Origin of the sequence: Acidithiobacillus ferrivorans (assembly GCF_016250455.1) — a bacterium.
GTDB lineage: Bacteria > Pseudomonadota > Gammaproteobacteria > Acidithiobacillales > Acidithiobacillaceae > Acidithiobacillus > Acidithiobacillus ferrivorans.
Window position 1 is genome coordinate 948,374 of the sequence record NZ_CP059488.1, and the last position, 25,936, is coordinate 974,309.

At 52.9% G+C, this 25,936-nt stretch carries 31 protein-coding genes and 3 pseudogenes; 23 read left to right on the top strand and 11 right to left on the bottom strand.

All coding sequences use genetic code 11. The features are described 5' to 3' along the window. Positions 1-379: 379 nt before the first annotated feature. The 5 genes from H2515_RS04865 (at position 380) to H2515_RS04885 (ending at position 3,728) form a co-directional block, all read left to right on the top strand. Entirely contained in the window at positions 380-970 is a 591-nt protein-coding gene (locus H2515_RS04865) for a transglutaminase-like domain-containing protein (RefSeq protein ID WP_232821555.1), read from the top strand. A 74-nt stretch (positions 971-1,044) separates the two neighbouring features. Then, entirely contained in the window at positions 1,045-1,704 is a 660-nt protein-coding gene (locus H2515_RS04870) for an FMN-binding negative transcriptional regulator (RefSeq protein ID WP_065413041.1), read from the top strand. Then, entirely contained in the window at positions 1,701-2,399 is a 699-nt protein-coding gene (locus H2515_RS04875) for a DJ-1/PfpI family protein (protein ID WP_198661030.1), read from the top strand. Before H2515_RS04870 ends, H2515_RS04875 begins: the two co-directional genes overlap by 4 nt. Continuing rightward, complete coding sequence (locus H2515_RS04880; protein WP_332873295.1) at positions 2,389-2,913, top strand: GNAT family N-acetyltransferase; 525 nt, start codon at positions 2,389-2,391, stop codon at positions 2,911-2,913. The genes H2515_RS04875 and H2515_RS04880 overlap by 11 nt, the downstream gene beginning before the upstream one ends. 5 nt (positions 2,914-2,918) lie before the next feature. Further along, on the top strand, positions 2,919-3,728 hold the full coding sequence (locus H2515_RS04885; RefSeq protein WP_198661031.1) for a PhzF family phenazine biosynthesis protein: 810 nt from the start codon (positions 2,919-2,921) through the stop codon (positions 3,726-3,728). A gap of 656 nt (positions 3,729-4,384) precedes the next feature. Here the strand turns inward: H2515_RS04885 and H2515_RS04895 are convergent. Then, positions 4,385-5,423 (bottom strand): annotated as a pseudogene (locus H2515_RS04895) (IS5 family transposase). 42 nt (positions 5,424-5,465) lie between these two features. Between H2515_RS04895 and H2515_RS04900 the strand changes: the two are divergent. Next, positions 5,466-5,918 (top strand): GNAT family N-acetyltransferase, encoded by a 453-nt coding sequence (locus tag H2515_RS04900; protein WP_269802063.1) that lies wholly within the window; start codon positions 5,466-5,468, stop codon positions 5,916-5,918. 370 nt (positions 5,919-6,288) lie between these two features. Here the strand turns inward: H2515_RS04900 and H2515_RS04905 are convergent, their stop codons facing one another. Together H2515_RS04905 and H2515_RS04910 are read right to left on the bottom strand one after the other, a co-directional pair. After that, positions 6,289-7,410 (bottom strand): methyltransferase, encoded by a 1,122-nt coding sequence (locus tag H2515_RS04905; RefSeq protein WP_198661035.1) that lies wholly within the window; start codon positions 7,408-7,410, stop codon positions 6,289-6,291. A 145-nt stretch (positions 7,411-7,555) separates the two neighbouring features. Beyond that, positions 7,556-8,038, bottom strand: a complete 483-nt coding sequence (locus tag H2515_RS04910) for a TetR/AcrR family transcriptional regulator (RefSeq protein WP_232821557.1) — start codon at positions 8,036-8,038, stop codon at positions 7,556-7,558. Between the two features lie 473 nt (positions 8,039-8,511). Between H2515_RS04910 and H2515_RS04915 the strand changes: the two genes are divergently transcribed. The 7 genes from H2515_RS04915 (at position 8,512) to H2515_RS04945 (ending at position 13,065) form a co-directional block, all read left to right on the top strand. Then, positions 8,512-9,003 carry a MarR family winged helix-turn-helix transcriptional regulator gene (locus tag H2515_RS04915; RefSeq protein ID WP_198661037.1) on the top strand — a complete coding sequence of 164 codons (492 nt, stop codon included), beginning with the start codon at positions 8,512-8,514 and terminating at the stop codon, positions 9,001-9,003. 103 nt (positions 9,004-9,106) lie between these two features. Beyond that, positions 9,107-9,337 carry a CDGSH iron-sulfur domain-containing protein gene (locus H2515_RS04920; RefSeq protein ID WP_232821558.1) on the top strand — a complete coding sequence of 77 codons (231 nt, stop codon included), beginning with the start codon at positions 9,107-9,109 and terminating at the stop codon, positions 9,335-9,337. A 33-nt stretch (positions 9,338-9,370) separates the two neighbouring features. After that, on the top strand, positions 9,371-10,015 hold the full coding sequence (locus tag H2515_RS04925) for a YceI family protein (RefSeq protein ID WP_198661038.1): 645 nt from the start codon (positions 9,371-9,373) through the stop codon (positions 10,013-10,015). Between the two features lie 60 nt (positions 10,016-10,075). Then, positions 10,076-10,954, top strand: coding sequence for a hypothetical protein (locus tag H2515_RS04930; RefSeq protein ID WP_198661039.1), 879 nt, complete (start codon positions 10,076-10,078; stop codon positions 10,952-10,954). Positions 10,955-10,985: 31 nt separating this feature from the next. After that, the gene (locus tag H2515_RS04935; protein ID WP_198661040.1) at positions 10,986-11,480 is read left to right on the top strand and encodes a VOC family protein; all 495 of its coding nucleotides are present in this window, start codon (positions 10,986-10,988) and stop codon (positions 11,478-11,480) included. 260 nt (positions 11,481-11,740) lie between these two features. Beyond that, positions 11,741-11,998 carry a DUF2239 family protein gene (locus H2515_RS16480; RefSeq protein WP_198661041.1) on the top strand — a complete coding sequence of 86 codons (258 nt, stop codon included), beginning with the start codon at positions 11,741-11,743 and terminating at the stop codon, positions 11,996-11,998. 26 nt (positions 11,999-12,024) lie between these two features. Further along, complete coding sequence (locus H2515_RS04945) at positions 12,025-13,065, top strand: IS5 family transposase (RefSeq protein WP_153940396.1); 1,041 nt, start codon at positions 12,025-12,027, stop codon at positions 13,063-13,065. Between the two features lie 540 nt (positions 13,066-13,605). Here the strand turns inward: H2515_RS04945 and H2515_RS04950 are convergent. Next, on the bottom strand, positions 13,606-14,952 hold the full coding sequence (locus H2515_RS04950; RefSeq protein ID WP_198661042.1) for a sensor domain-containing diguanylate cyclase: 1,347 nt from the start codon (positions 14,950-14,952) through the stop codon (positions 13,606-13,608). Positions 14,953-14,985: 33 nt separating this feature from the next. On the opposite strand from H2515_RS04950, the pseudogene H2515_RS16485 reads away from it, so the two are divergent. Next, a pseudogene (locus tag H2515_RS16485) lies at positions 14,986-15,125 on the top strand (IS110 family transposase); the annotation flags it as partial. 550 nt (positions 15,126-15,675) lie between these two features. Here the strand turns inward: H2515_RS16485 and H2515_RS04955 are convergent. The 7 genes from H2515_RS04955 to H2515_RS04990 all read right to left on the bottom strand — a co-directional run bounded on the left by H2515_RS04955 (position 15,676) and on the right by H2515_RS04990 (position 21,376). Continuing rightward, positions 15,676-16,320, bottom strand: a complete 645-nt coding sequence (locus H2515_RS04955) for an AAA family ATPase (protein WP_198661043.1) — start codon at positions 16,318-16,320, stop codon at positions 15,676-15,678. Beyond that, complete coding sequence (locus tag H2515_RS04960) at positions 16,245-16,739, bottom strand: hypothetical protein (RefSeq protein ID WP_198661044.1); 495 nt, start codon at positions 16,737-16,739, stop codon at positions 16,245-16,247. The genes H2515_RS04955 and H2515_RS04960 overlap by 76 nt, the downstream gene beginning before the upstream one ends. A 158-nt stretch (positions 16,740-16,897) precedes the next feature. After that, positions 16,898-18,118 (bottom strand): hypothetical protein, encoded by a 1,221-nt coding sequence (locus H2515_RS04965; RefSeq protein WP_232821559.1) that lies wholly within the window; start codon positions 18,116-18,118, stop codon positions 16,898-16,900. Positions 18,119-18,244: 126 nt separating this feature from the next. Further along, complete coding sequence (locus H2515_RS04970; RefSeq protein ID WP_035192166.1) at positions 18,245-18,541, bottom strand: helix-turn-helix domain-containing protein; 297 nt, start codon at positions 18,539-18,541, stop codon at positions 18,245-18,247. Further along, positions 18,538-18,864 carry a type II toxin-antitoxin system RelE/ParE family toxin gene (locus H2515_RS04975; protein WP_198661046.1) on the bottom strand — a complete coding sequence of 109 codons (327 nt, stop codon included), beginning with the start codon at positions 18,862-18,864 and terminating at the stop codon, positions 18,538-18,540. Before H2515_RS04975 ends, H2515_RS04970 begins: the two co-directional genes overlap by 4 nt. Before the next feature lie 31 nt (positions 18,865-18,895). Then, positions 18,896-20,212, bottom strand: coding sequence for a tyrosine-type recombinase/integrase (locus H2515_RS04980; RefSeq protein WP_198661411.1), 1,317 nt, complete (start codon positions 20,210-20,212; stop codon positions 18,896-18,898). Positions 20,213-21,151: 939 nt separating this feature from the next. Further along, entirely contained in the window at positions 21,152-21,376 is a 225-nt protein-coding gene (locus tag H2515_RS04990; RefSeq protein WP_065412568.1) for a hypothetical protein, read from the bottom strand. A 48-nt stretch (positions 21,377-21,424) separates the two neighbouring features. On the opposite strand from H2515_RS04990, the gene H2515_RS04995 reads away from it, so the two are divergent. The 9 genes and pseudogenes from H2515_RS04995 (at position 21,425) to H2515_RS16390 (ending at position 25,518) form a co-directional block, all read left to right on the top strand. Next, positions 21,425-21,703, top strand: a complete 279-nt coding sequence (locus tag H2515_RS04995) for a hypothetical protein (protein WP_198661048.1) — start codon at positions 21,425-21,427, stop codon at positions 21,701-21,703. A 10-nt stretch (positions 21,704-21,713) separates the two neighbouring features. Then, a complete protein-coding gene (locus H2515_RS05000) occupies positions 21,714-22,679 on the top strand; it encodes a DUF932 domain-containing protein (RefSeq protein ID WP_198661049.1) in 966 nt (321 codons plus the stop codon). A gap of 26 nt (positions 22,680-22,705) precedes the next feature. After that, positions 22,706-22,993 (top strand): YqaJ viral recombinase family protein, encoded by a 288-nt coding sequence (locus H2515_RS16295; RefSeq protein WP_198661050.1) that lies wholly within the window; start codon positions 22,706-22,708, stop codon positions 22,991-22,993. Next, a complete protein-coding gene (locus H2515_RS05010) occupies positions 22,968-23,573 on the top strand; it encodes a YqaJ viral recombinase family nuclease (protein WP_198661051.1) in 606 nt (201 codons plus the stop codon). Before H2515_RS16295 ends, H2515_RS05010 begins: the two co-directional genes overlap by 26 nt. Before the next feature lie 79 nt (positions 23,574-23,652). After that, positions 23,653-23,946 (top strand): recombination directionality factor, encoded by a 294-nt coding sequence (locus tag H2515_RS05015; RefSeq protein WP_198661052.1) that lies wholly within the window; start codon positions 23,653-23,655, stop codon positions 23,944-23,946. 154 nt (positions 23,947-24,100) lie between these two features. Continuing rightward, positions 24,101-24,211: pseudogene (locus tag H2515_RS16490) on the top strand (recombination directionality factor); the annotation flags it as partial. 90 nt (positions 24,212-24,301) lie between these two features. Next, entirely contained in the window at positions 24,302-24,562 is a 261-nt protein-coding gene (locus H2515_RS05020) for a hypothetical protein (protein ID WP_197052743.1), read from the top strand. A gap of 382 nt (positions 24,563-24,944) precedes the next feature. Continuing rightward, on the top strand, positions 24,945-25,169 hold the full coding sequence (locus tag H2515_RS05025; RefSeq protein WP_035192163.1) for a hypothetical protein: 225 nt from the start codon (positions 24,945-24,947) through the stop codon (positions 25,167-25,169). 214 nt (positions 25,170-25,383) lie between these two features. Next, entirely contained in the window at positions 25,384-25,518 is a 135-nt protein-coding gene (locus tag H2515_RS16390) for an SEL1-like repeat protein (RefSeq protein ID WP_332873300.1), read from the top strand. The last annotated feature ends 418 nt before the right edge of the window (positions 25,519-25,936 follow it).

A 25,936-nucleotide genomic window follows, 5' to 3' on the forward strand; every position in this document is an offset into this window, starting at 1 on the left:
CCTCCAGAAACTCAGCAAAGAACACCAACTGGCCAAAGGGAGTAGATGCCGATTCCGGATCCCAGGATACCTGAACGCGACCGCCCAGTGTGTCCACGACCATGGCCTTTACTGCTGCAGGAATGGGCTTTTGCGGCTGATTTTCGTCATCACCCACAGGGTGAGCCTCCATTACAGGGGAAAAACCAATCCTATCAAAGGAATCATGCAAAATCAGCAGCGGTAACTGCCGAATTTAGGATTAACCGAAGTGCGCCTTTTCACCGGATCAATCACCCCTGTCAGCTTTGACAGGTAGAAGGCCCCATAGTTAGATAGTAACCTCTAAAAAGAAAATTGGTTCCATAACCCATATTCCGAGATTGAATAGGAGTTGCATATGAAACCCGCAAAATTCGACACCCAGCCGTCGCCGCATTTCCTGATGGAAAGCGCCACCGTAGATTATACGCATGCCGATATCCGCAAGTTGGCGTCCGCGCTGTCTTCCGACGATCCAACGGCAACCGCCAGGCGCTGCTTCGAATGGGTACGCGATCACATCGAACACAGCATGGATTTCCACCGGGAAGAAGTGACCTGCGCAGCGTCGGATGTGTTGCAGCAAGGCACTGGCCTATGCACCGCGAAAAGTCATCTGCTCGTGGCCTTATGGCGCGCCAACCAAATCCCTGCGGGATTCTGTTATCAACGACTGACGCTGGATGGCCCCAATCCGCCCTATTGTACACACGGCTTCACCGCGGTCTGGCTGGATGATTGGGGCTGGTATCGTTGTGATGCACGCGGCAACAACAGCAAGCCCGGAATCCACTGTGCATTCACGCCCGGACAAGAAAACCTGGCCTATCCGACTATTTATAACGGCGAGCAGACCTATCCGGATGTTTGGGCAGAGCCTTGGCCAGACCTGCTTGCCGCCATGGAGAAGCTGCAAAGCATATCGCAGTATCGGAGCGATCCCAATTGACGCCTGCCCGCCCGTCGCTGACCTGTGCGTAAGCGAGCCTACAGCGCCGAACATACATAGCGCGGAGACCGGCCATGTACTGCCCTGACCCGTTTGCAGAAACCCGCCCAGAGGTTTTACGGGCACTGATTCAGCGTTATCCCCTCGCGACACTGGTCAGTGTGGGCGGTAATGGTCTGGAGGCAAATCATATTCCCTTGTACCTCGCAGCCGGAGGAGGAACGCAACCGGTACTGCAGGGACATGTGGCGCGCGCTAATCCGCTGTGGCGGGAGGCGCCCCTGGACGGCGAGGTGCTGGTCATCTTTCAGGGGCCGCAACACTACATCAGCCCCTCTTGGTATGCGACCAAGGCGGAAACCGGTAAGGTGGTGCCTACTTGGAATTATGCTGTCGTCCATGCCTATGGTCCGTTGCAGGTCAGGGACGATCCCGATTGGGTACGGCAACAGATGGTCGCCCTGACCGCGCAGCAGGAGAATGGCTTTACCCTGCCCTGGCAGGTGGATGATGCGCCCCAGGACTTTACGGAGCGGCTTATCGGGCAGGTGGTGGGCATCGAAATCCTCGTCTCCCGCTGGATGGGTAAGTGGAAAGTCAGCCAGAACCAGCCGCTTGGCAACCGTGACAGTGTCGTCGCGCACCTGGAGCAGCAAAACCGGTCTGATTCCGGGGCCATGGCTGAATACGTTCTGGCCAGCCTGAAAGACGGCAAAAAGGAGCGCCTTGAATGACGATTACCGTGGGTTTTCTGGTGTTCCCAGATATGCAACTGCTGGATCTGGCCGGCCCATATGAGATTTTTTCCGCTCTGCCGGATTGCGATATCCATCTTTTCTGGAAAACCCGGGAGCCGTTGGCCTGTTCAGCGGGTATGCTATTTCAGCCGACGACGACACTGGACGATGGGCCGCTGGTGGACGTGCTTTGCATTCCCGGTGGCGTCGGCATCAATCCCTTGCTACTCGATAAAGAAGTACAGGCATGGGTGCAGCGCCAAGCGTCGGCGGCGCGGTTTGTCAGCTCTGTCTGCACCGGCGCCCTGCTGCTCGGCGCTGCAGGATTGCTCGCCGGGCAGCGCGCGACGACACATTGGCGTTATCACGATCTCCTCGCCGAATTCGGCGCCATACCCGTCAGGCAGCGTGTGGTTCGGGACGGCAATCTGATCACCGGTGGCGGTGTTACCGCTGGAATGGACTTTGGTCTCGTGCTGGTCGCAGCCCTGCGCGGCCAAGCCGCGGCGGAAGAAATTCAGCTTGCCCTGGAATATGCGCCGGAGCCGCCTTTCCAGGCCGGCAGGCCGGAGGATGCCCCCAAGGATACCTTGGAGGTCGTCCGGCGCCGTACTGAAACATTGCGCGCCGAACGCGAGCGGATGATTGGTGCGTGGCGGAAACTTCCGCTTAACCTGTCAGATGTCAGATAAGGGCAACGACATAATCTGCACACCCCTCATTCGAGAATTGCGGCAGGATGACGATGCCGCTTACCGTTCACTTTGGCGGGATGCCTTGCAACAACATGCACAGTATTTCCGCATAGCTGCAGGAGACGATGTCCCCGCGGGTATCCCCACGCGAGGAGCGGAAGACAGCTTTACCTTGGGCGCTTTCGAGAAAAATGCACTGGTCGGAATTGTCAGTCTGGAGCGGGATCGCGGTGTGAAGTTGCGGCATAAGGTGCTACTTTTTCGCATGTTCGTTGCGCCCGAGGTGGCTGGCCGTGGCGTCGGTAAGTCGCTGTTACAAGAGGCGATCTCCCGGGTACAGGACATCGATGATTTACGGTACATTCATCTGACCGTTCTGGAGCGAAACCAGCGGGCGCGGGCTCTGTATCGATCGCTGGGCTTTGTGGATTTCGCACTGGAGCCAGAGGCTGTTCGAATGGACGCAGATTATGTGGGCGAGGTACAAATGATGCGATTCCTCAGAAGGTGAATGCCATGAAGCTGATGCAGTATCAGGTCGATGCCTTTAGTCACCAGGTTTTTTCCGGTAATCCGGCGGCCGTTGTTCCTCTGGACCAATGGCTTCCCGACGCGGTCATGCAAGCCATTGCCGAAGAGAACCATCTCTCCGAGACCGCCTTTTATGTCCCGGCGAAAAACTCCGATACCTTCCATTTACGCTGGTTCACACCGGTGGTTGAAGTGGATTTGTGCGGTCATGCCACCCTGGCAACAGCGCATGTGCTCTTTCAGGAACGCGGATTTCCGGGAAATGAGATTGCCTTTGAGACTCGTAGTGGCATATTGCGGGTCAAAAAAATGCCTGAAGGGCAGCTCTCCATGGATTTTCCGCTGCGATCCTTGCATCCAGTGGAAACGCCCCCGGTGATGGAAAATGCGTTGGGACAAAAGCCCCTCGCGGTGCTGGCGGGCGACGACTATGTCGTGCTTTTTCGCGACGAAGCGCAGATTCGCGCTATCCATCCTGATATGACTGTGTTGCAGCAGTTGGATCTGCGCGGGGTAGCCATTACCGCCCCAGGGAAAGACTGCGATTTTGTCGCGCGATTCTTTGGGCCGAAAGTCGGGGTTCCCGAAGACCCTGTTACTGGCTCGGCCTACACCGCACTTGCCCCGTATTGGGCAGAAAGACTGGGGAAAACTATGCTCAGCGCGCGGCAGGTTTCTCAGCGTGGCGGTGAAATTCATTGTGGTGTTGCACGTGATCGCGTAACCCTTACAGGTGCTGCGGCTACTTTCATGGTGGGAGAGATTCGATTCTCAGAGGTTTATGAGGTGCTATGAACGAATGCCCGCCGGGGCGAGACCGCGTGATGCGGCAGAATCAGACTGGAATCGGTCATTCGGTTGCCCATATGCCTGTTAGTATTCAGGAACCGATCATATAATGGATGACGTGGCTTGCTGAATTGCACTATGATTCCTTCATAAGGACATGAAGACAGGAGAGACCACCATGGCAACGGTACGACAGGCTGGACAATTGCCAACTGCGAGGAAAATAAGCCTTACATTTTGCTTCAAAACAACCCTCATTCGGCAGGCGGAGAACCCAGAAAAATTAGGCCGCTTGTCCAGACGGGGACTGCAGCTATAAGACAAATTGGTACAAATTGTCTGATTCTAACTTACCCGAGTACACAGAGGTTTTTTCTTGCGCCTACCAACAGATATTCCGGATTGCGTTCTGCGTTCATGGCATGACACAGACAAAGATGCACTTATTTTGCACGGTAATAATCGCCAAATCTGGCGCAACCTAACAGGAATATTCCCGCATCCCTATACAGGGCACTTCGAATAACAAAAATTTCACGACTTGAGAATGGAATATCCCCCTTTCCTCGCCACTTTCAGGCGATTTTTACGCATTATCCCTACTTTATCTGCGTATTTCCAGTATTTTTAGCCTTTTTCGTGGGCTTTGGACGGATTGATCCCTACCTGGCCACCGATTGCTGCATTAAGCAGGTAAATCGCCGCATGTTATAGACCAGATTCATCATGCCGATTTTGACTTCAGCGCGAGCCATACCAATGGTGCGCAGAAACTTACCACCCTGCTGTACCATGGCGCCAAAGGCATGCTCAACCCGTGCGCGGTGGTGTGACCGGCGCGTGTTGGCCAACTCCTGGGCCTTGGTCAAGGGGCGGTTGCGTTGCGCCTTCTCGTGGATTCGGCTGCGGTAACCTTTTGACATAGCATTTGCTCCGCTTCCGTTGAACGATAGGCGCTGTCCGCAAAACCTGTACGCCCTGATTCTCCGGGTCCAGAAGCGCTTCCAGGCACTGACTGTCATGCACAGCGGCATCCGTGACCATGTACTGATGAATCAGCTTGTGGCGCTTGTCCACGTTGATATGGTTCTTGTATCCGAAGAAACTGCGGCCATTCTTTTTGGTCCAGCGGGCATCGGTGTCTTTCTGGCGGCGCTTGGCGGGCTGATCCTGCCACGTCTGGGGCGTTTCGCCCTGATTGACCTGTTCCCGCTCCTTCCGGTGCATCCGTTGCCGTGGAACCGTCACAAAACTCGCGTCGATGATTTGCCCGGCCCGTGCGGCGTAGCCGGCTTCCCGCAGAAAAGCATGGAAGGCCGTGAACAGTCGCTCCGTCAGTTTGGCCTGGGCCAGTGATTCACGGAATAGCCATAAGGTCGTGTTATCGGGTACGGCTTCCTCCAACCCAAGCCCCAGGAAACGCTGAAAACTGAGGCGATCCCGAACCTGGTATTCGGTTTGTTCGTCGCTGAGATTGTGCAGTTGCTGTAACACCATCATCTTGAAGAGCAGCATCCGGTCGTAGGGCTTCCTCCCTCCCGGCCCTTTGGGTTTGGCCTTCGGCACACTCTCCAGAATTGGGCGGAAGCGCTCCCAGGGAATGAGCCGGTTGAGCAGCGGCAGGCCGTCGCCCAGCAAATCCAGTTCCCGCAACCGGCGGTCTCCGGGGAAAAATCCTGTTTGCCCTACCAGTCCTGCCATGGTTGCTCTCCCTTCCAATCGGCTCCCTATATTTTACTGGAAGTGGGGAGTTTTTCGAACCGCCCTACAGAAGATGACGCATTGAAGTGGATTGAAACAGCCAACAGGCCCGGACGAGATGTAAATCTAGCTGTAGAATTTGATGGGAAAGCCATTGGTGGAATTGGTATCAGGGCAGGAAATGATGTGACCGTTTACACCGCCACTCTCGGTTACTGGATCGGTGAGGCCTATTGGGGTAATGGCATTGCCACAGCCGCCGTGAAGGCAATGATTGCATATGTATTATTTGGCAATGAATTCGCTAGGCTGGAAGCCCGCGTCTTCGCCTGGAATCCAGCGTCCATGCGCGTGCTCGAGAAGGTTGGTTTCGTGCGCGAGGGTGTTCTGAAGTACAGCATATTCAAAGATGGTCAGATTGTAGATAGTGTCCTATATGCGCTGGTGCGTGACACAAAAAGTTTAACTCTGGCTGGAGATAATTCACCGTCCTGACTGTAACAACCAGCGTTTATAAATAACCCAGCTCGCCGTCCAAAAATCCAATGGTTAATAGGTGGTTCGTTTCTGAACATGTTGGGGGCCAAATCTGGCCCTGAATTTGTTTGTTAACTCGCCTATCTGGTATGGCCAGGAAGCCGTGCGAGCAAAAGTGACTCCACTCTCTCCCAATTGAACTGAGCACAAAACCAGGGACACCTATCGCACCACATTTGATCGGACACGGAATCGTTGGAACTCCATTTTCAGAAAATGGCTTGTTGAATAAGGACATACCGACAGTCCACGATAACAAATATCCGATCATCAGTGGCGGATAAGTTTCGTATCCAAACAATCATATTGTCTTGCTGTTTGTAGCCATTCAGGCTAATTTCTTCGGGTGCAAGACGAGGATGCTTCCGAACGACTGCAACCCGATCACCTCTTCGAGCGTTATGTTGGCGAGCTCAAACAGCGTTGTCCATTCCTTCAACGTGCGTTCGCGCCCTCGTGAACCCATGAACATCTGCATATCGAACGATGCGCCAGCGATATCCGCACCAACCTCCGGCAGCACCATTTCCAATAATGCAATACGAGCGCCGCTCCTACCACAGGCATTCGCAAGATTGCGCAGAATTGTGATGCAGCTATCGTTATCGAAGCCATGTAGCACGGCGGAGAGAAGATAAATATCTTTTTCGCTCCGTGCGGATGGAATCGAGTCCAACAGATCTCCGGCTTGGAATTGCAGTCGTTCCGCACCGCTTGAGTCATGGTTTGCCCAGTAAATCTCGGCCTCTATGATGACCTGGGGGCGATCAACAACGAGAGCGGTTAAGTCAGGGTGTCGTTTTAAAATAGCAAGTGATTTCGTGCCACGGGAACCGCCAACGTCAATGATCCGCTCAAATTTACCCCAGTTGAAATCGGTGGCGAAGCTGTCACCGGTCAACGCTTCGACACTATCCATTGCCGCAGAAAACAGGGAATCAAAATCGACATGGTGGTCCAAGTAGGCAAACAGTTCCTCGCCGTGTGAAAGCTGAAAGGGTGGCACACCTTCCCGCACACCCTGTTCGAGACACTCAAACCAAGGCCGACTCATGGCATCGGAATTGTGCATCAGGATCATGGCCCGTACGCTGTTCGGATGGTCAGTGCGCAGGAAGGCGGATATTTTGTTGTTCTGGAACACTTGCGGCGCAGTCTCCAAGAAGACCCCTATCGCAGCAAGCAACCGCAGCAAACGTCCTGTGGCGTCCGCATCGGCAGCAACGCGAACTGCAATCACACCTGCGTCGAGCGCCTCGTCCCCCAATACGGTGGCGATATCTAACCGTGCAGCAACATAGAGCGCACGGGACTGCCAGAAAGCCGAACCGATCTGCATCAGCCTGAATGGCGGAGGGGTCAGCTTGTTGGGAATCGCTTGCAGCCATGCACCAAACTTCATGATTTTGGCAAAACGCCGCACGCTGCCTGAGTTCATTTGATACGACATGGATCGTCCCCCTGCTATTTCGAAGTGACCGGCTTTAATCCCGCCGAGAATAGGTGCCCATTAAAGTCGGCCAATTTTTCCAGAAACGTGGTGTCCATCGGGTGACCCACCTGTTCTTCGAAGATGTCCTTCAGAAGGATGGGCGTCATGGCCAGACTAACGAAAGCCAATCGGAGAATGTCGGGGTCGATGCCGGAGCGATCTGCCCTTGGGATTTCAGGTCAGACACCCTGCTGGCACCTCGCGTACGTCCACGCTCCAGTAATTGTTGGATAAAATGTCGCCCCGGACCGTGGTTGAGAGCAAGCACTTTGAGGATGAGTCTTGGAAACTCTGGCTGGGCGGTCATAGTGTCGTAATACAGACGCAGGAAATCGGTGAATCCTGTGACCGACGCCAATATCGGGCCATCGAGCACATCTAACATTGGTTTCAGGGTCTCGCGGATCATTTCCTCGTAGAGCCCCTCCTTGTTACCAAAGTAGTAGCGGATCATTGAGATATTGGCACCAGCCTTTTCAGCGATCAGTCGGGTTGTGACTCGGTGGTAATCGTCAGCAAGAAAACAATCCAATGCCGCCTTTACAAGACGCCCCCTTACTGTCGCTGGCGTGTCGAGATTGCCCATGATCGGCTTCCCTGGTTTCGTTGAAAACAGTTTAGCACTCAGGGTGATGAGTACCGGCATAGTTTCGTTAATCAAGATAGGGGGTGTGATTGAACGATCAAACTATAGTGGAGCGAACGGCAGTAACAGCTGTTATGTATACTATGTGATTATGTATAGGTGCGCATGTGTCCCGCAATAATTTATGGGCTATGTCCGAGCTATTTGAGGTGAAACGGGGCGGGGGGCGTCCCACGGTTATTTCGGGAGTACACGCTCCTGGAGAAGCACTGGACAGACAGAGGGGGCTATCTATCCCGTGCGGGAATTGCGAATATAAGGATAAAGTCAGTCTGTGTAGGCAGCCCTACGATACTTGACTACTCGCTTCCGATGTCACTCGCAGAATTCGGGTCCTACAGTCCCCTTTGACGTTCGCCCCAAATAGTTCTATATAGGACTTTCTAACTGGAAACATCATGGTGAGGATGAGGATGATCGACGGAACAACCGGGGAATCAACGATGTTGTTTTCTTACACGGCCACGCCGAAGGCCACAACCCAGGAGCCTTTTCTCGCCGTCCTGCGAGAGCTTGCCCAAGCCTATCATGCCTTTTCCGCCTACTCCGCCACCCATGTCCGGCAACTGGGCCTTACGCCAGCGCAGTTTGATGTCATTGCTACCTTAGGTAACACCCAGGGAATGCCCCTCAGCCAGCTTGCCCAAAAAACCTTGATCACCAAGGGAACCCTGACCGGCATCATCGACCGCCTCGAAGAAAAGGGCCTGGTGCGCAGGGAGGTGCCGGTCGGCGACCGGCGCAGTTTCCTCGCAGTCCTGACTCCGGCAGGCGAGACGCTTTTTGCCCAAGTCTTTCCCGCCCATATCGACTATCTCAGGCGGGCCTTCGCGGAAGGGGATGAGGGCGAGTTGGAACAGGTGCGCCGCACCCTACGTGCGTTGCGGGGCCGATTCCAGGAGTAAATCCCATATAGTTTGCATACGAACATTTGTTGTGCTATCTATATAGTACGCATTGTAACTATATGGATGCGTATCAGATGAGAAGCTTAATTTTATGGAGGTCATGATGAACCCGACACCTTACGTGATGAGCCTGGAACCAGGCAGCCACTATTTCTGCGCTTGCGGGCGCTCCGCAAACTTGCCTTTCTGCGATGGGACGCACCAGGGTAGCGGCGTGGAGCCCTTCACCGTGGATATCGCCGAGCCGAAAACGGTAGCCATTTGTGCCTGTCACCAATCCACCAACCGCCCTTTCTGCGACGGTACTCATAAAAGCCTGACGGCTGAGTGACCATTTTTCCCGAATTGATAGAGGAGCATTGCCATGTTACCGAACAAAATTTCCATTGCACTGAGGACCACCATTCTTTCCGCCGCATTGTCCGCGTCACTGGTGTCACTCGCTGACGCAGCGACATATCATCGATTGGACGCCAGTCCGGCTGGCTCGTACCGGATTGATCCGGATCATTCTCTGGCGTGGTTCACCATCGGCCATGCCGGGGTGGCGGTGGTGGTGGGCCGTTTCGACAAACTATCCGGCAGCTATACCTTCAATCCCACGAGTCCTGCGGGGGACAAAGTGGATATCCGCATTCTCGCAGCCAGCATCAATACCAACTTCGCTCTAAGGGATCACGACTTGCGGGGTCCGGACTTTTTCAATGTCCGGGAGTTCCCGAACATCACATTCGTCAGTACACGCTATCAACCCACGGGTAAAGAGGGCGGACAACTGTATGGGAAACTGACCATTCATGGCGTGACTCGGCCAGTAACCTTCCATGTACAGGAAATCGGTGCCGGGCCGGTTCTGGCGTTGCCCAAGCCATGGGGTGGGTATCTCTCCGGCTATGAGGCCACCACCACCATCCAGCGCAGCGACTTCGGCATGGATGCCTATGCGGGCATGATCGCCAACACGGTGCATCTGCATGTGAACATCGAGGGTGTTCGCACGGCTGGCTGAGCGGCTTTTTGGGGTGCCGACCAGTAAGGCCGACGCCTCGTTCCCATTGGAGGTAATCTTATGTGGAATATCTGGCAATCCGGTTTCGTTCGGTCCTTGATTTTGGATAGCGCCCTGCTACCCGCTGTGGTCACCATGCTCATGGTGGTCACCGCGTATTACAAAACCCGCAAATATCCCAGTTGGCGAAACATCATCTGGGGGGCTGCAATATTAGGGGGTTTTGGGGGTGGCTATGCGCTGACCTATCGCGATTTTTCCTTCCCGCCACGCACAGTGTTGTCCTGGTTGCCCTGGCTGGCCCTCGTGGGCGGAATCGTGGTGGCTATAGCCGATCGCCGTAAACATTCAGGGTGGCGCTATGGGGCGAGGGGAATGACCGCGAGCGTCTCGGCTTGGATTCTGCTGTGGCCAATCGTGCGCCAAGAAAGCGTGCTCGCCGCCTTCTTGGCTTGGCTCACCGTGGCGGGGCTGTGGTCCGTTCTGTGGCTTGCTCTTATTCCTGACAAGCGGGATCAAAAATCCACAGGGCCCACGCTGTTTGTCGGAGCTGTCGGGCTAGCGCTCGTCGCGCCATTGTCGGGCAGTATCCTGCTGGCTCAGTTTGGATCAGCACTGGCCGTAGTGCTGGCCGTGGCCCTTGTTTTCTCTTATCTGATCCGCGGTTCGCGTTGGGATTCGCCGAGTGCCGATGTGGGGGTGCTGATCCTGGGCGCCCTAATGGTGGATTTGCGCTTCTACGCGGGTGCTTCAGCGGTCGTCATGGTATGGCTAGTCGTGTCGCTTGCCGCAGGAGCGGGTGTTGCCAGCATCCTTCAACACCGAGGCAGTTCCAGTCGATGGGCAGTGCTCACGCCAGGATTGATCAGCTCCCTGCCCATGGCCGTAGCTGGATGGATGGCTCTACAGACCTATTTGGTGCGTGGCGGCGGTTATTAGTGGATAGTTTTCAGGAAAACGAGGTGAAGTAATGTTACATGGCATCAACCACATAGCCCTGCCGGTCCGCAATCTGGATGTCTCTGACCGCTTTTATCGCGGAATCCTGGGGTTACGCGCCGTCGGCGAGCGGCCCGGCATGAAATTCTACACTGCGGGCTTGCACCACCACGATTTGGCCTTGATGGAAACTGGGGCGCTATTCCCGGTCTCCGGTTTCTCGCATTTTTGCCTCGACGTGGAGGACGAACAAAGTCTGGCCGCGATTTATGCCTGCTGCCGGGCCGCCGGGGCGCGAATATTAGAGCCCGTGGACCATACAGTCATGCGGGCTTTTTACCTTGTCGATCCCGATGACCATATTGTGGAACTGGGGGTTGATGTCCCCCAATCAGAGTGGGGACCATGGCCGAATCCCTTTGGACGCGATGTGGCCTACCCAGAGCTCCTGTCGCTCGCTGATGGGCGGGGAAACTATTCGGCTCAGCAAATCCTTGGCGGGACCAGTAAGTCTGCTTGTGCCTGAGACGGCAGCGTGATGACATGATTTGCTCCGTGTTCTCGTAGCGACACTCACCACAAGGCTATCTATGCCTTGCTATCCCCAAGCCTGTAACAGCAATTGTGCTTATATGGTGTCACCAAGGTCGATCTGACTGACCCGTCGTAGGCTTGGAGTCGCTGTTGATCGATGACTTCGTTAGGAGGTGATATTTACCCGGATGTTATTGACATTTTCTACCCGGGTATTAATATGGGGATTGCTTCAGCTTCGAGGTCAATGCAGTGACACCTATATTCTCTAATCTCTACACAGCCTTCAACGGTCATCGGCGTATTGCGTCGGGTTCGCTGGAAACGGTTGCCTTGGTGGTTAAGCAGGCAATCGAAAGTGGAGCTGCCGACCCTGTCTTGATTTTTGATGACGCCACCGGGCGCTTGATCGACATTGATACGAGAGGATCGGACCAGGAGATGTTGGTTCGTCTGGCGCAACCGACTATAGGGCGGTTCGAAAAACTCCCCACTTCCAGTAAAATATAGGGAGCCGATTGGAAGGGAGAGCAACCATGGCAGGACTGGTAGGGCAAACAGGATTTTTCCCCGGAGACCGCCGGTTGCGGGAACTGGATTTGCTGGGCGACGGCCTGCCGCTGCTCAACCGGCTCATTCCCTGGGAGCGCTTCCGCCCAATTCTGGAGAGTGTGCCGAAGGCCAAACCCAAAGGGCCGGGAGGGAGGAAGCCCTACGACCGGATGCTGCTCTTCAAGATGATGGTGTTACAGCAACTGCACAATCTCAGCGACGAACAAACCGAATACCAGGTTCGGGATCGCCTCAGTTTTCAGCGTTTCCTGGGGCTTGGGTTGGAGGAAGCCGTACCCGATAACACGACCTTATGGCTATTCCGTGAATCACTGGCCCAGGCCAAACTGACGGAGCGACTGTTCACGGCCTTCCATGCTTTTCTGCGGGAAGCCGGCTACGCCGCACGGGCCGGGCAAATCATCGACGCGAGTTTTGTGACGGTTCCACGGCAACGGATGCACCGGAAGGAGCGGGAACAGGTCAATCAGGGCGAAACGCCCCAGACGTGGCAGGATCAGCCCGCCAAGCGCCGCCAGAAAGACACCGATGCCCGCTGGACCAAAAAGAATGGCCGCAGTTTCTTCGGATACAAGAACCATATCAACGTGGACAAGCGCCACAAGCTGATTCATCAGTACATGGTCACGGATGCCGCTGTGCATGACAGTCAGTGCCTGGAAGCGCTTCTGGACCCGGAGAATCAGGGCGTACAGGTTTTTGCGGACAGCGCCTATCGTTCAACGGAAGCGGAGCAAATGCTATGTCAAAAAGGTTACCGCAGCCGAATCCACGAGAAGGCGCAACGCAACCGCCCCTTGACCAAGGCCCAGGAGTTGGCCAACACGCGCCGGTCACACCACCGCGCACGGGTTGAGCATGCCTTTGGCGCCATGGTACAGCAGGGTGGTAAGTTTCTGCGCACCATTGGTATGGCTCGCGCTGAAGTCAAAATCGGCATGATGAATCTGGTCTATAACATGCGGCGATTTACCTGCTTAATGCAGCAATCGGTGGCCAGGTAGGGATCAATCCGTCCAAAGCCCACGAAAAAGGCTAAAAATACTGGAAATACGCAGATAAAGTAGGGATAATGCGTAAAAATCGCCTGAAAGTGGCGAGGAAAGGGGAATATTCCATTCTCAAGTCGTGAAATTTTTGTTATTCGAAGTGCCCTTTAAAGAACACAGCATCGGAAATGGCATCGAGTAGTTCCGCCAGTTGCTCACTATAGTGTGGTACATCCGCCGTTAGCTGCTGCATTTTATCATCAAATTTTTACATTGTTCTCAATGGAGTTAAACAGTAATAAAGGCGAGCTTTGCAGCAGTTGATAAATTGCTAACCTAGGCCAGTTATAGCCTATAATACACCCCTTTTTTGAGAGCAGTCTAGTTTCAGGTTCACAGTTGAACTCGAAGGGCTGAGTGCTCAAAGGCTGATGGGGGATGATCCGCAAGATTCCAAGCTTGGTGGCCTGTTTCGGCTGGAGCCTCGTCTCCGGCCTTTTCCCTTGCTGTAAATCGAGTTTGAACCGGATGCTCGTCCAGAGACTGAGCCGGTTGTTACAAAGGCTGCCACTCGGAATGTAACGGTAAAAACGGTTCCCCACCATCCAGTGGAGAAACCGCAAAGCAGCCTCTCCCTTTGGTCTTCGCCAAATAAAGGGCACGGTCTGCCCGAGCCAATGCAAGTACGAATGGATTATCTTCTGCCGTCAGGGGAGTGACTCCCAAGCTCACGGACAGAGACACCTTTTCCTTGTTGGGCATAGGCACCTTGGTATCTTTTATCTTCTTTATGGTTCTACTGCAAATCTCGTAGCCCTCACTGAGGGTGCAATTTCTGAAGATGATAGAAAATTCATCTCCACCTAACCGGCCAAAGATGTCAGCCTCCCGTAGGCTCTCTTTAATAAGTGATACTATAGTCTTAAGAATATTGTCTCCACTTAGATGACCATGTCGATCGTTGATCTCCTTAAAGTAATCCAGATCCACTACCACGAGTAGGCAATTCTCTGAATATCTGTTTACTAACTTGATTAGTTGATTGGCACCTTCAAAGAATGACCGTCTATTTAATACCTCTGTAAGTTCATCCGTTGAAGCCAGCTTGATCAGCTGTTTTCTGTAGTTAACTTCTTCTGTTGTATCCCTAAAGAAGCCTTCAATTCCAAGAATCTCCCCTTGAATTCCTAAAATGACTTTGCTAGTGATGGCCACATCCACTACATATCCTCGCTTATGCCTGAGTTGCGCTGGAAAGTCTTTTATCTCTCCGTATTTTATTATGGCATCCACGACGGCCTGCCGCTCTTCAGGGTGAGCATAATAGTCGGAAGCCGGTTTACCAATAACTTCTTTTGCCGTGTACCCCAATAAACGCTGCGCTCCAGGACCAACAAGCATGAGCTCCTGCTGTCCATTGGTACGATAGAATACATCATGCGTATTCTCAAACAATCTTTTAAAGCTATCCTCAGACTCCTTGAGAGATTTTTCCATTTTATGAAGTTTTGTAACATCAACTCCAGTGGCAATCACGATGCTTTCCTCCCTGATCTGTACGAGCGCACTAGAGGAAATAATGTATTTTATTTTATTGGTAACCGTGTTGATACGAATCTTAGTGGGTGCGTTCTGACTGTTCTGCTTCGTGAGTGCATTAATTCTGAGGAAAATTCGCTCCTGATCTAATGGATGGATCAACTCTATGATGTCCTTACCCATGAATGACTCAATATTGATGCCATCGAATAAATTAACAGCTGCGGAGTTAATGAAAATGATTTTCCGGTTCTTCGTGATGACCTGCGGTGTGGGGTGTTGCTGGAGGACGTCCATCCAGCCACCATCCATTAGGAGATCATATAACTCTGATGGTGCCGATTTTTCGTCACGACTTATCATATCACCTCCAATCGCAATACAAGGCTGCACTGGGGTCACAAACGATCCATCATCGCATTGGCACATATTACCGGGATACCGTTACCGACTATGAAGTCCTGAACATACAGCGCAACACCGCGCGCTTGATCAATAAACTCATCAAGTTTGGTTTTCTACTATATCCTGCATAGCGTCTTCCAGATTCCGTAAAAATAGTCAGCGGTGACCGTGGATTCGAGCGATTCTTCCAGTTGAAATAGGCATGGCACATTTCTCCGTGTTTTCATCATCCATGAATATGCAAATATGCATTGTTGTGAGGAGGTTATCAACGAACATGTCGCGTCAGACTCAGGCTATTGGCTGGATTTTCTATATCAGACGGAATACTCCAATTTGTCTGCTAGGCCTCGGCAAGTCTATCGATGATGTACTGATTCTCCTGATCCAGACAACGCGGCCTGACGTGCCATGATCTGACAAAAAGTTGAGGCTGATCATTCCGGGAGTTGTCGGCTGCCCACTCTGTCGTACCGTTGCCATGGTGATATTTCATGTTGGCATCCCGTGATGAGAAAATCATAGTACAGTTCAGTCAGCCAAGCCATCCATTACTCAATCGGTTCCAAGGTCCCTGCTGACAACCCAATGTCCGCTATCAGTCTGCTGCCGACGTTCAAGCCCAACAGTGGTTGGGCAGCATTGAAACGCTTACGATCCGCGATGTTGCTCCAGCGCGATTCAATGCAGTACCAATTCTGCGTCCTGCCGATCCTCATTCTCTGCAATAATGCGTAACCACACCTCGACGGCCCTATACAATTTCCGCAGGTCCTTGCTGGCCCGGACGATGCGTTGCGCCGTGAGCGGATCCATGACGGGAATTTGTTCGGCAGGCCATCCATAGGATTGCGCCACCTGCGCCACGGCCTGGGGTAATGCCCGCAACAGATCCTTGCTGCACATAAAGCCCTGACGTACCGTGCGTACCCGGCTGAGCAAGGAACCGGAGAGTTGATCCGACCGATTCGCCGTCATCAAATAATTCACCGCCGACAAATCCGCGCGTCCCAGCAGGAACTCGTCATGCCACATCGCCGCACTGGAAGGCTCGATCAACTGCAGGAGTGTGTCGATCAGATTCCCGTTCTGGTTGCCGGACCCGCATTTATCCACTTCATCAATAATGATAATCGGGTTCGCCATCTCGGTCTGCTGAATCAAGCGTATCACAGCGCCTGGCTGCGCGGTGCTCCACACCCGGCTGGCCCCTTTCAATACCATCGAATCTGAGGCACCGCCTGCGGAAATCACCAGATACGGCACCTCCGCCAACTCGCAAAAGCGTCGAAGGAGTGATGTCTTGCCGATGCCCGTAGGGCCCACCAATAATAAAGGCGGCAGCCGCAAGATGCCATTACCCGGCGTGCGAGCATGCAGGCATGATCCAGGACAGAGATAGTTTCCTCCAGCCAGGGGAATTCCGCGCGCAATTGAATGAAAACACTGACCTCTGGGACATGCCGCAAGTCCAGCGGCGTCTTCTCAAGACGCACAAACTCCTGCACGACCGCATCGCTGCGCCCGGTCGTAGGCACCTGATGGAACACCACCCGGGTGGGGAATAGCGATTGGAGCAAAGCATCATCCTGCTCAGTACACTCCCCGACATCCAGCCCTGATAGGGCAGAATAGCCGACGGACTCAGACAGATCGAAATCCGCGAAAGGATCTGGCGTATCGACATGTTCTTGAGATGCGTTTTTTTCGTCGGAAGGGGGAAGACGATCTTTATGGTCCATCATGGTCTCCTTTGTCAGGGGTTGGGATCCATCTGCAGCCGGGCAGATAGATTCAGGATAGTCGAGCTACAAAGAAAATGAAACAGTCATTACGGTAGTCCTGTCCTGTACACAAAAAAGAGGAAAGCGCACAAAAATTCCCCCTAAAAAGATTCAACCCGTCAGGTCAGCAGAGGAAACGCCTCAAAGCGCCCCACGACCATACCTATCCAACTGTCTCCTTCATCGGGTGTATCGGTAATATGCAGGTGTCCCTCCCGCCGTACCAGGTAACGGCACCCACGCGGTGACATTCCGTCTCTGGATGATCCGGGGTGCCCGCAGGGCGGAGACCCTGCCGCCATGACGACCAGCCAGCGCACTCCCTCGGTGCTTTCCGGACTTTGCTGATAGAAGCGCAAACGCTGGGCTTTCCCCAAGGCCAAACGCTCCGGACCCAGAAACGCACGGTCCATGCGGATCATCCCCGAAGGATAGTCATGTTTCCCCTCCAGCAGAAACAGGGGAATGTCGCAGATCTTGCGATGGGCACCGCCGCCCACATCCAGACGGCGGGTCAGGAGTTGTCGAGTCTGGGTGCAGGTGGCATCGACAGGGGTTGGCGTGTTACCCGCATCGAATCTCGAAACGGGCTTTTCCGATGCGGCATCCATGTCCAGAAAGGACGTACACGATGCGCTGTTCGAGGGAATGACCTGATCATCGACGCTGAGACAGTGCTCCAAATCCAGATGCAGGTGCTGGCGGGCCCGGGTGGCCCAATCCGCGACATGGGTGGCTACTGAGCTGCTGACCGGTCCGATGGGAGAAAACATCGAAGGCACGGAGGCGCTGGGGAGGAATAGGGGGGAACCGCGTCCGCTGACAGTCACCAGTCCCGGCAAGGTATGAGGGGGTCGAAAACACTGCAGATGTTGCGGGCGATTCAGGACCGGCCAGCGATCCTGCAATAATCGGAAAAAGTCCGGACGACTGGAGAGCAGAATGTGTCGGTCTTCCGGCAAATGGATCAGCAGATGCACCCGGCTTTCATCGATAAGGGGAAGATCCAGAATCAGGTCAAAATCGGTCGCGGTGCTTGGATCAGGCAGCAGCGTGGAGGGGAGTTCAAAAAGGGCCTCCATTTCGCGTGCCGAGGAGATTTGCCAGAGATGCAGGCCCGGAAGCAAGCCCAGCTCAGCACCCGACCTCCGTTCCAAGCCTGACCATGCCAGCAGTTGATCGACTTTATCCGATCCTACGGTGCTTAAACCGCTTAACAAACCCATCAAATTGGAGCGACTTAGACCGAAGCGCCGGGCCATTTCGGAAAGGCTCAGATGCGATAGTGTAAAAAATGCCCGAAGGGTATCGAGGGGTAGGGGAGGGGAATGCCGGGCCAAAGGGGTTCTCCACAGGACAGTAATGACGGTATGCCTGTCGTTAGCATGCCGAGGCGGGGTAGGAATGGCAAGTCTATCGTGGCGGCCACGATGATCTTTTCATAAACCGCAATGGGTCAGTATGGACTATCCAACAGGCGTGCTTTGTCCGGGTACAATTTTCACCACGGCCCGCGCGCCGGTAGCAGATGCGTACCTTTGGATGGTGCGAAGAGAGGGTAAACTGCCGCCGCCCTCCAGCCGTGCGACTACGGATTGTGTCGTACCCATTCGGCGCGCGACTTCCGCCTGAGAAAGACCAGCTTTGATCCGGGCCTGAATCAGGGCATGCGCAATAGCGAATTCTTCTTCCAGTGCCACGTATTCTGCACGGAAATCAGCATCCTGCATCCATTCTTTTTTGAGTTCAGTCAGCCGTGTCATTCTTCAACCTCTCTGGCGCGTTGCCGCGCTATCTCCAATATCTGCTTAGGCGTTTTCTGCGTTTTTTTGACGAAAGCATGCAAAATCACCACGCGTTTCCCGGATGCGGTGACGTATATGGCTCTGGCAATCCCATCCGGTCCTTTGGCGCGTATTTCCCAGAGTTTGGCTTCCAGGTGCTTGATGTGCGGTTCGTGGACGTGCTCCAAGCCCACCTGTTCGATCATTTCCAGGATTCGCACCAGCCGCGCCAGGATGGGTTTGGGTATGCTGGCAAGTTCGGCATCTACCCGCTGGTCCAGCGTACTAACGATCCAGTTCATATAATAGCATTTTTGCGATAAGCTGTCAGCATCATGCACCGACTCCGCGCAGCGGAATGACATTCCCCGCCATAAGTCCTTCCAGATAAGCAATCCAATGGTTGAGCGCCTCCGTCTTTTCCTCCAGATACTGATGGCGGTCGTAGTGCTTCGCCTGAATACCGCCCAGCCCATGACTCAATATCTGCGCACGGAGATCTTTGCTAACACCCAGTCCGGCAAGTTCTGTTTCGCAGGTACGCCGGATATCTCCCATACGATAGCTTCCGCCGCTGATGGTATGCACCAGCTTTGAGAGTGTGCCCGTATAGGGAATGGTCATTCCATCGCTGGAAAAGATGCTGGGCGCAGAACTATTGATACTGAGACAGTCTTCGATCCAACCCCTTACAGGAGCTAAAAGTGGAAGAACATGTAGCCTCGGGTGGGTACGCTTACCTTTTCCGTCATGTAGCATCAGCAGTCCACGGTCCAAATCAACATCTTGCAGCGTTGCCCTGACAAGTTGCGTAGGGCGCTGACCGCCAAGGTAAATCATCGTCAATAGCGCTTTGGCTATCATCGTGTCTCTGCTGGCCAACTCCTGCAGAAGTTGCCTTAGTTCTGCATGGCTGAGGGTGCGTTCGCCGGGCTTGCTCAAATGAGCGAAAGTGGGAAGCGGTGCCACCGGATTGGTGCTGATCTTGAACGCCCGAAATATAACAGGAATAGTGCTATCAAATTCCGACCGCGCTGCAAAATTGTATGCACTATGTAGTGCAGCACGAGTCTTACCCAGTGAACGGGTAAGGCCACGATCCTGCATACGATCGAATATCAGCCGTAAATCTGTAGGACCTATTTCATTGGCTCGTGTCGCCACCAGTTCCGATAATTGTGTGACATGATTTTTGATAGTGTTCTCGACATCTTTTGCTGATGGTTTACCCTTGGCCTGCAGATATTCCACGTAAGCAGTCAAAAGTGTGCCCAAGCTTCCAGCCTCACGATGAGCCTGGGCTTCCTGCTGGCCACGTAACGCTTCCGCTGCTATTTTTCCCTGCGCTTGTAGATGAGCACGAATATCCTTAACGCCACTCCTGTAGATAGACGCCAGTTCGCCGTATCGGTCTCTGGCCCTTTCAAGGGTAAGCCCTTTGGTGTCTGCTGGATCATATCCCCCAAGAGGGAAATCATCGCGCTTACCATCACTGGTTATGTGCCGGTAGTAAAAATTTGCCTTGCCTGCAGCAGAAATCCGGAGCTGAAGTGAACCTTGGCCACGACGATCGGTGTCGGTAAGTTTGATGGCGGTCTCCGTCTTGGCCGCTTTTTTGATGGCGCCATCTAATTCCCTTACGGTGAGCATAGCCTTGCCTCCCTGAAAATTGCTGTTGAGATGCGCCCAATTCTGTTGCGCATTCGGTCCCCATTTGGTCCCCAGTCGTTGAAAGCTTGGGCGGGTAACTCCGGGACATCGCTGGATAATAATAATTGTATATTCATTGTGTTGCAAGTATTGTGGGGGTAACAGAGGATGCTGCGGGATGCCATAATATATGATTTGTAATCAGTGGGTCTTGGGTTCGATTCCTCTCGCCAGCACCATAAAAACAGGCACTTAGAGTTAGCCTCTAGGTGCCTTTTTCGTTGCTAGTAGACACATAGTAGACGTTTGGCGTCCAATTATGTCCGGCTATGTGCTAGTTGGTGCGGTTGGCTTAGAAGGGCAGCATCATGCCCCCCCCCCAAAGACCCGGCTGACTATCCGTTCAGTCCGGATAATCTACGTCAAAGACCAGCTCTTGCACCTTATTGAGATCCTTCCCCACCTCTATGATCTTGGGTAGATCCATTCCAGCCATGAATTCACTAAGCCTGCCCCGAAAAACTGATTCAACCAGCTTCCACCGTTGGATATAGGCCCCAGCAAAAATTCCACCTCGCCAAGGTGCGTCATCTTCAGTGAACAAGATTATCGGGTCAGTCTTTTCATATTTGCCGAAGAACTTATCATCAAATTACAGACAATCAAAGCGTGGGCAATCTAAAAGTCCAGCCTTACTTACGCTCACCCAGGTATCAGCGTCAATTTTCTCCCGATATTCGCAGAAAGACCCTCCCCATGAATTAGCCAAATGGTATAGCTTTGTGTTGCTATTAAAAGTAATTTTTTGCGGGGCGGTACGTTTTACATAGGTTCCAAAGTCTATGTCATCATCATAGTAATTATCGTCATAGACCTTGGCAATGTCGCCCTCAAAATTTCTGGTGTTAGCCAGAATCATGTTCAGAGCGAAGACGTCATTCACATAGTACGTTGATTTAAAAACTTCATTAATTTCAATGCCTCCCGCATCCGGTTGTCCAGTTCCTTCAGTTCCAGCCACTTCTGCATGTTGGGGACGCGCCTCTGCTTCATCCAGCCATGCAGCGTGGATACCGATATCTTGAGCTCACGGGCCACAAAACTAGGGCCGCCGAGCTTATGCACCAATTGGTGCAGATCATTGGGTGTCTCTTTAATGCTCATTGGTTTGTTCCTTCTTTAAAATGGTTACGGGAATCCACGAGTCCAGCTATGAACTTCGTGGAATTGCAGAGTAATTTTAGTATGGTCACGCTGCGGCTATTCGGGAGTCCACGCAGATTGTTTTACCTTCCGTGGAATCTCAGAGGAATTTTAGTGTGCCCCTATTGGTGGCTTCTTTTAGAAGAAACAGCAATTGCTTGGTACAAGAAATATGGAGCAATATCGCTCATTTTACTGAGGGGTGGAATCATGGCTTTTTTATACGCGTTGCGTTTCTGGTTATCTCTGGCACTGCAGGTGCTGGAACGTTTTGTTGGCCGCATTTAAGGAGAGCGTCATGGCACATTTAGTAGAGAGTACGGCATTTGTAAGGGAAACCCCCTGGCATGGTCTGGGGAACCGCTTGCCGGATAAGCAGCCTTTGGAAGTCTGGCTGGAAGCGGCGGGCATGGATTGGGAAATCAAGACCACGGACGTGCTGTTTCAGATCGGTACGGGGAATAACTTCAATGTCCATTCCAATCCCGATGCCAAGGTGCTGTATCGTTCGGATACTTTGGCGCCTCTGTCGGTGGTATCCCCCCGTTACAAGGTGGTGCAGCCCAAAGAGATTCTTGAGTTCTACCGAGATCTGGTGTCCTTGGGCGGTTTTGAGCTGGAAACGGCGGGTGTTCTCAAGGAGGGTAAAAAACTTTGGGCACTGGCCAAGACCGGAGAGGAAACCGTCCTCAAGGGCGGAGACCGGGTAAAGGGGTATCTGCTCCTGGCTACCAGCTGCGATGGCACGTTGGCGACGACTGCACAATTCACATCAGTTCGGGTCGTTTGCAATAACACTCTACAGATCGCCACAAATGATCGGGCGGGAGCCATCAAAGTCCCGCACTCGACCAAGTTCGACCCCCTTGTCGTCAAGCAGGCTCTGGGTGTGGGTGCCTCAGCCTGGGATGCCTTTGCAGAGAAAGCGCAGGCTTTGTCCGGTAGAAAGGTCAACCGCATGGACGTGACCAAGTACATCATTGACGTGCTGGGGGACCGAAATGCCCCCATTGCCGAGCAGCCCAATGAAAAGGCTCTGAAATCGGTGATTGATTTGTTTGCCGGTCAGGGTAAGGGCAGCACCCTCAGTTCTTCAGAGGGTACGGCCTGGGGCTTGATCAATGCGGCGACGGAGTATGTGGACCATCACCGCCGGGCACGGAGCGGGCATCAAGGAAAAGGCGTGGATAGAGGCCCTGAAGTTGGTGGCCTGAAACACGACAAGCAGCGGCAATACACCATGACCTTCAAGGATTGTCCTTGAGGGTCTTTTCACGTCTGGAGGTCATCATGAGTGCAGTTAAATTGGTATCGACAAAAGAGATGAGCAGGGAGGAGTGGCTGCAATGGCGTAACCGTGCCATTGGCTCCAGTGACGCCCCTGTTGCCATAGGGATGTCACGGTATAAGTCGCCCCTGGAATTGTGGATGGAAAAAACTGGCAGAAAGATCCAGGAGGATATCTCCAATAAGGACGCTGTTTCTGGGGGACTACCTTGGAGCCCATTGTGGCCAACGTTTACGCAGAAAAGACGGAAAAAAGGTGCGCAGGGTGAATTCTGTGCTGCAGTATCCTGAGCATCCCTTCATGTTGGCAAATCTAGACAGAATCGTGGAAGGCGGCGGTGTGCTGGAAATAAAAACTGCTGGTTTACGCAGTCAGGGACAGTGGGAAGATGGGGTACCTCTGGCCTATCAGATTCAGGTGCTGCATCAGCTGGCCGTAACCGGCAAGGCATGGGCGGACGTGGCTGTGCTCATTGGTGGACAGGAATTCCGCATTTATCAAATCGAGCGGGATGAGGAGCGGATTGCCCAGTTTGTGGCCATGGAGAAAACCTTCTGGGACCACGTAGAAAAGGAAACAGCGCCGGAGGTAGATGGGTCGGAATCCAGCAACCGGGCGCTGACACTACTGTATCCCCGCACTGCCGCCGTCATGGTGGACTACACCGAACGGAAGGAAATGAACCTCCTTTTCAAGACCCTGCTGGAGGCCCGGCAGCGTACAAAGGCCGCAGAGAACAACGAAGCCCTTCTGGAACAGAGGGTCAAGGAGGCCATCGGGTTTGCTGAGGGAGCCATATTCAGCCAAGGCAAGGCGATGTGGAAGCTGAGCAAGCCCAGCCGGAGCCTGGACACAAAAAAACTCACCTAGGAACACCCCGAGCTGACAGCACCCTATTGGGGCGAAAAGCCTGGCAGCAGATGCTTCACTGTTATGGAAGGAGACTGAAATGATTAAAGGATTAGCAATAACCCCGCCGGTAATAGGGCGAATAGCCATCGGCAAAGTGGTGGAGAAAAACGGCAAGCGTTTACCCGAGAAGGATGATGCCTTTACGATTACGACGCAGGTGCAGCAACGGGGCGAGTGGATATTGCATCCTCTCCACAATAGCCTAATTGCACAGCAGGACGGCGGAAAGCTGAGGAGTATTCCCGTCACATTGCTGTTCAACGACTCGGACCTGAACCTGAGAACAGCCTGTTCGACAGGACTACGGGCAGGCCGGTGTGTGTGTGGGTAATGGTGAGGTGGCCAGGCGCAGCACACAGGACGGGTTCAAGAGCATTCCCTGCCCCGGCCCTCAGAATTGTACTCTGGGCTCTGAATTGGGCTGCAAGCCGTATGGACGGCTGAATGTATAGATAGAGGGTCAGGAAGACGAGCTGGGCAGCTTTATGTTCAGAACAACGGGGTATAACTCCATTAGGGCGCTGGCGGCACGGCTGCAGTATTTGAATGCCGTCAGCGGGGGGCGAGCCCGATATCTGCCTCTGTCATTAAAGCTCCGGGCAAAGGGTATCACCCCGTCACATCGGACCCCTGTGTATTATGTGGACTTGGTATTCAGGGATGGGGTAGAGCCAAAGAAAATGCTTATGGATGCCAAGGAACTAGCTGAGCAGTCTGGGGAATGTGTGGATGCCTTGGAAGCGGCTGCTAGAGCTGGGCTCGGCAATGGGGCCTTCGAGGAGACCGAGGACGAGGGTGCAGAGGTGGTGGAAGAGTTCTTTCCTGCGGGTGAGGATGCTCATGTTGCTGAGAGTGTTTCTGGATTGACGGCAATGCAAACGAGACGAGTGGGTTCTCTTGGGGGCTTACCTTATACCGAACGGTGTTATTTCTATGGAATAGAATGAGTTTAAGCTATCGCTACGGGCGGTGCAAAACTCCAGATCCAAGCCAATAAATACATATAAAGGGTTATCCAAGTAAACTTATGCCAAAAATAAATAGATGTTGCCGCGCATCATTGGTAATGAACATCAACAGATTAAAGAGATCCATATTGCTCGGCACTACATCATCTATCGTGCTTGATAGTGAAGATGATGATCAAGCGCCAGAAAGAGCTGAAGGAATATGAGTTATGACAGACAGAACCCCATCAAAATGCTTCCGCTGTATGGACACAGGAAAAGTCCTCAGTATGGGTATGCACCAATGCGAGCCTTGTCTGCGCTGCAAGCCTGATGATCGGACCAAATGGGAAGCGGAGCAGGCGGTAAAGAAGGAGCATGAATGACTATCCTAAAATGGCTAGGCATCGCTCTATTCATCGCTTTATACGCCTGGTCCACGAAATCCATGTGGCGCTATAAGTGCTATTTCCACCGGAGCATGTATATCTTCAACAATAAGCGCGACTTCAAGAAAGCGTGCAAGATTTATTACATGCCCAGCGTTGGGCCTGATGATTTTGAGCGGGCGTTGGTTGATGCTGGGATTAAATTTGAAATTGAGTGATGGGTGATATTAAAATCGCGCTGAAGAGTTGACAAAGCTATGCAGGCTCTTCGTCAAATTGAGTTGGTAGGGTAGAATGCAGTGAAGCAGTGATGCTAATGCAGAATCCTGGCTAGGTTTCTGCTACTGTTTAGACCATCAATAGAAGCATGATCTTGCGTGGCTGGAAAAGTCAGTCGCTCAAAACAACGCAACCTGGGATTTTAGTTTAGGCATTGCCTACTACAAAGGCCAGGGCATGCCGCAGAATTCCATGACTGCCCTATATTGGTTTAAAAAGGCCGCAGTGCAGGATTATCAACCCGCTGAACGGGCGATTCTGATTGGCGAAAATGGCAGCACCGGTTAATCATAAAACGAAGGTTTAATAGACACTCGGTTGGTGCACACTTTTTGGGAACAGCAAAGGTTCCTCGACGATTCATGTAGGGAGTCTGAGATCCAGATCAACCATGATCATTAGCTATTTCAAGCTTGAAGCTCATTCGGCCAAGCCGGTGGGTTGGCTGGCTAAAGGAAAGGTTCGGCAGAAAGAAAAATCTCCCACTAGGTCCAGCTCTGTTACTATGTTACCTCTTAATAAATAAAAAAGGAACACAAATATATAATACAATAAATGGTGTTACCATGTTACTTTTGTTACTTAAATAAAATAGATAGCTGTAAGAAAATCTGCTGTCCTCTCTGTAAGCCCCTATGTTTATAAATATCTGGCTCTCTCACTTTTTGGTGGTAACAAAAGTAACACGGTAATACTGGTAACACAC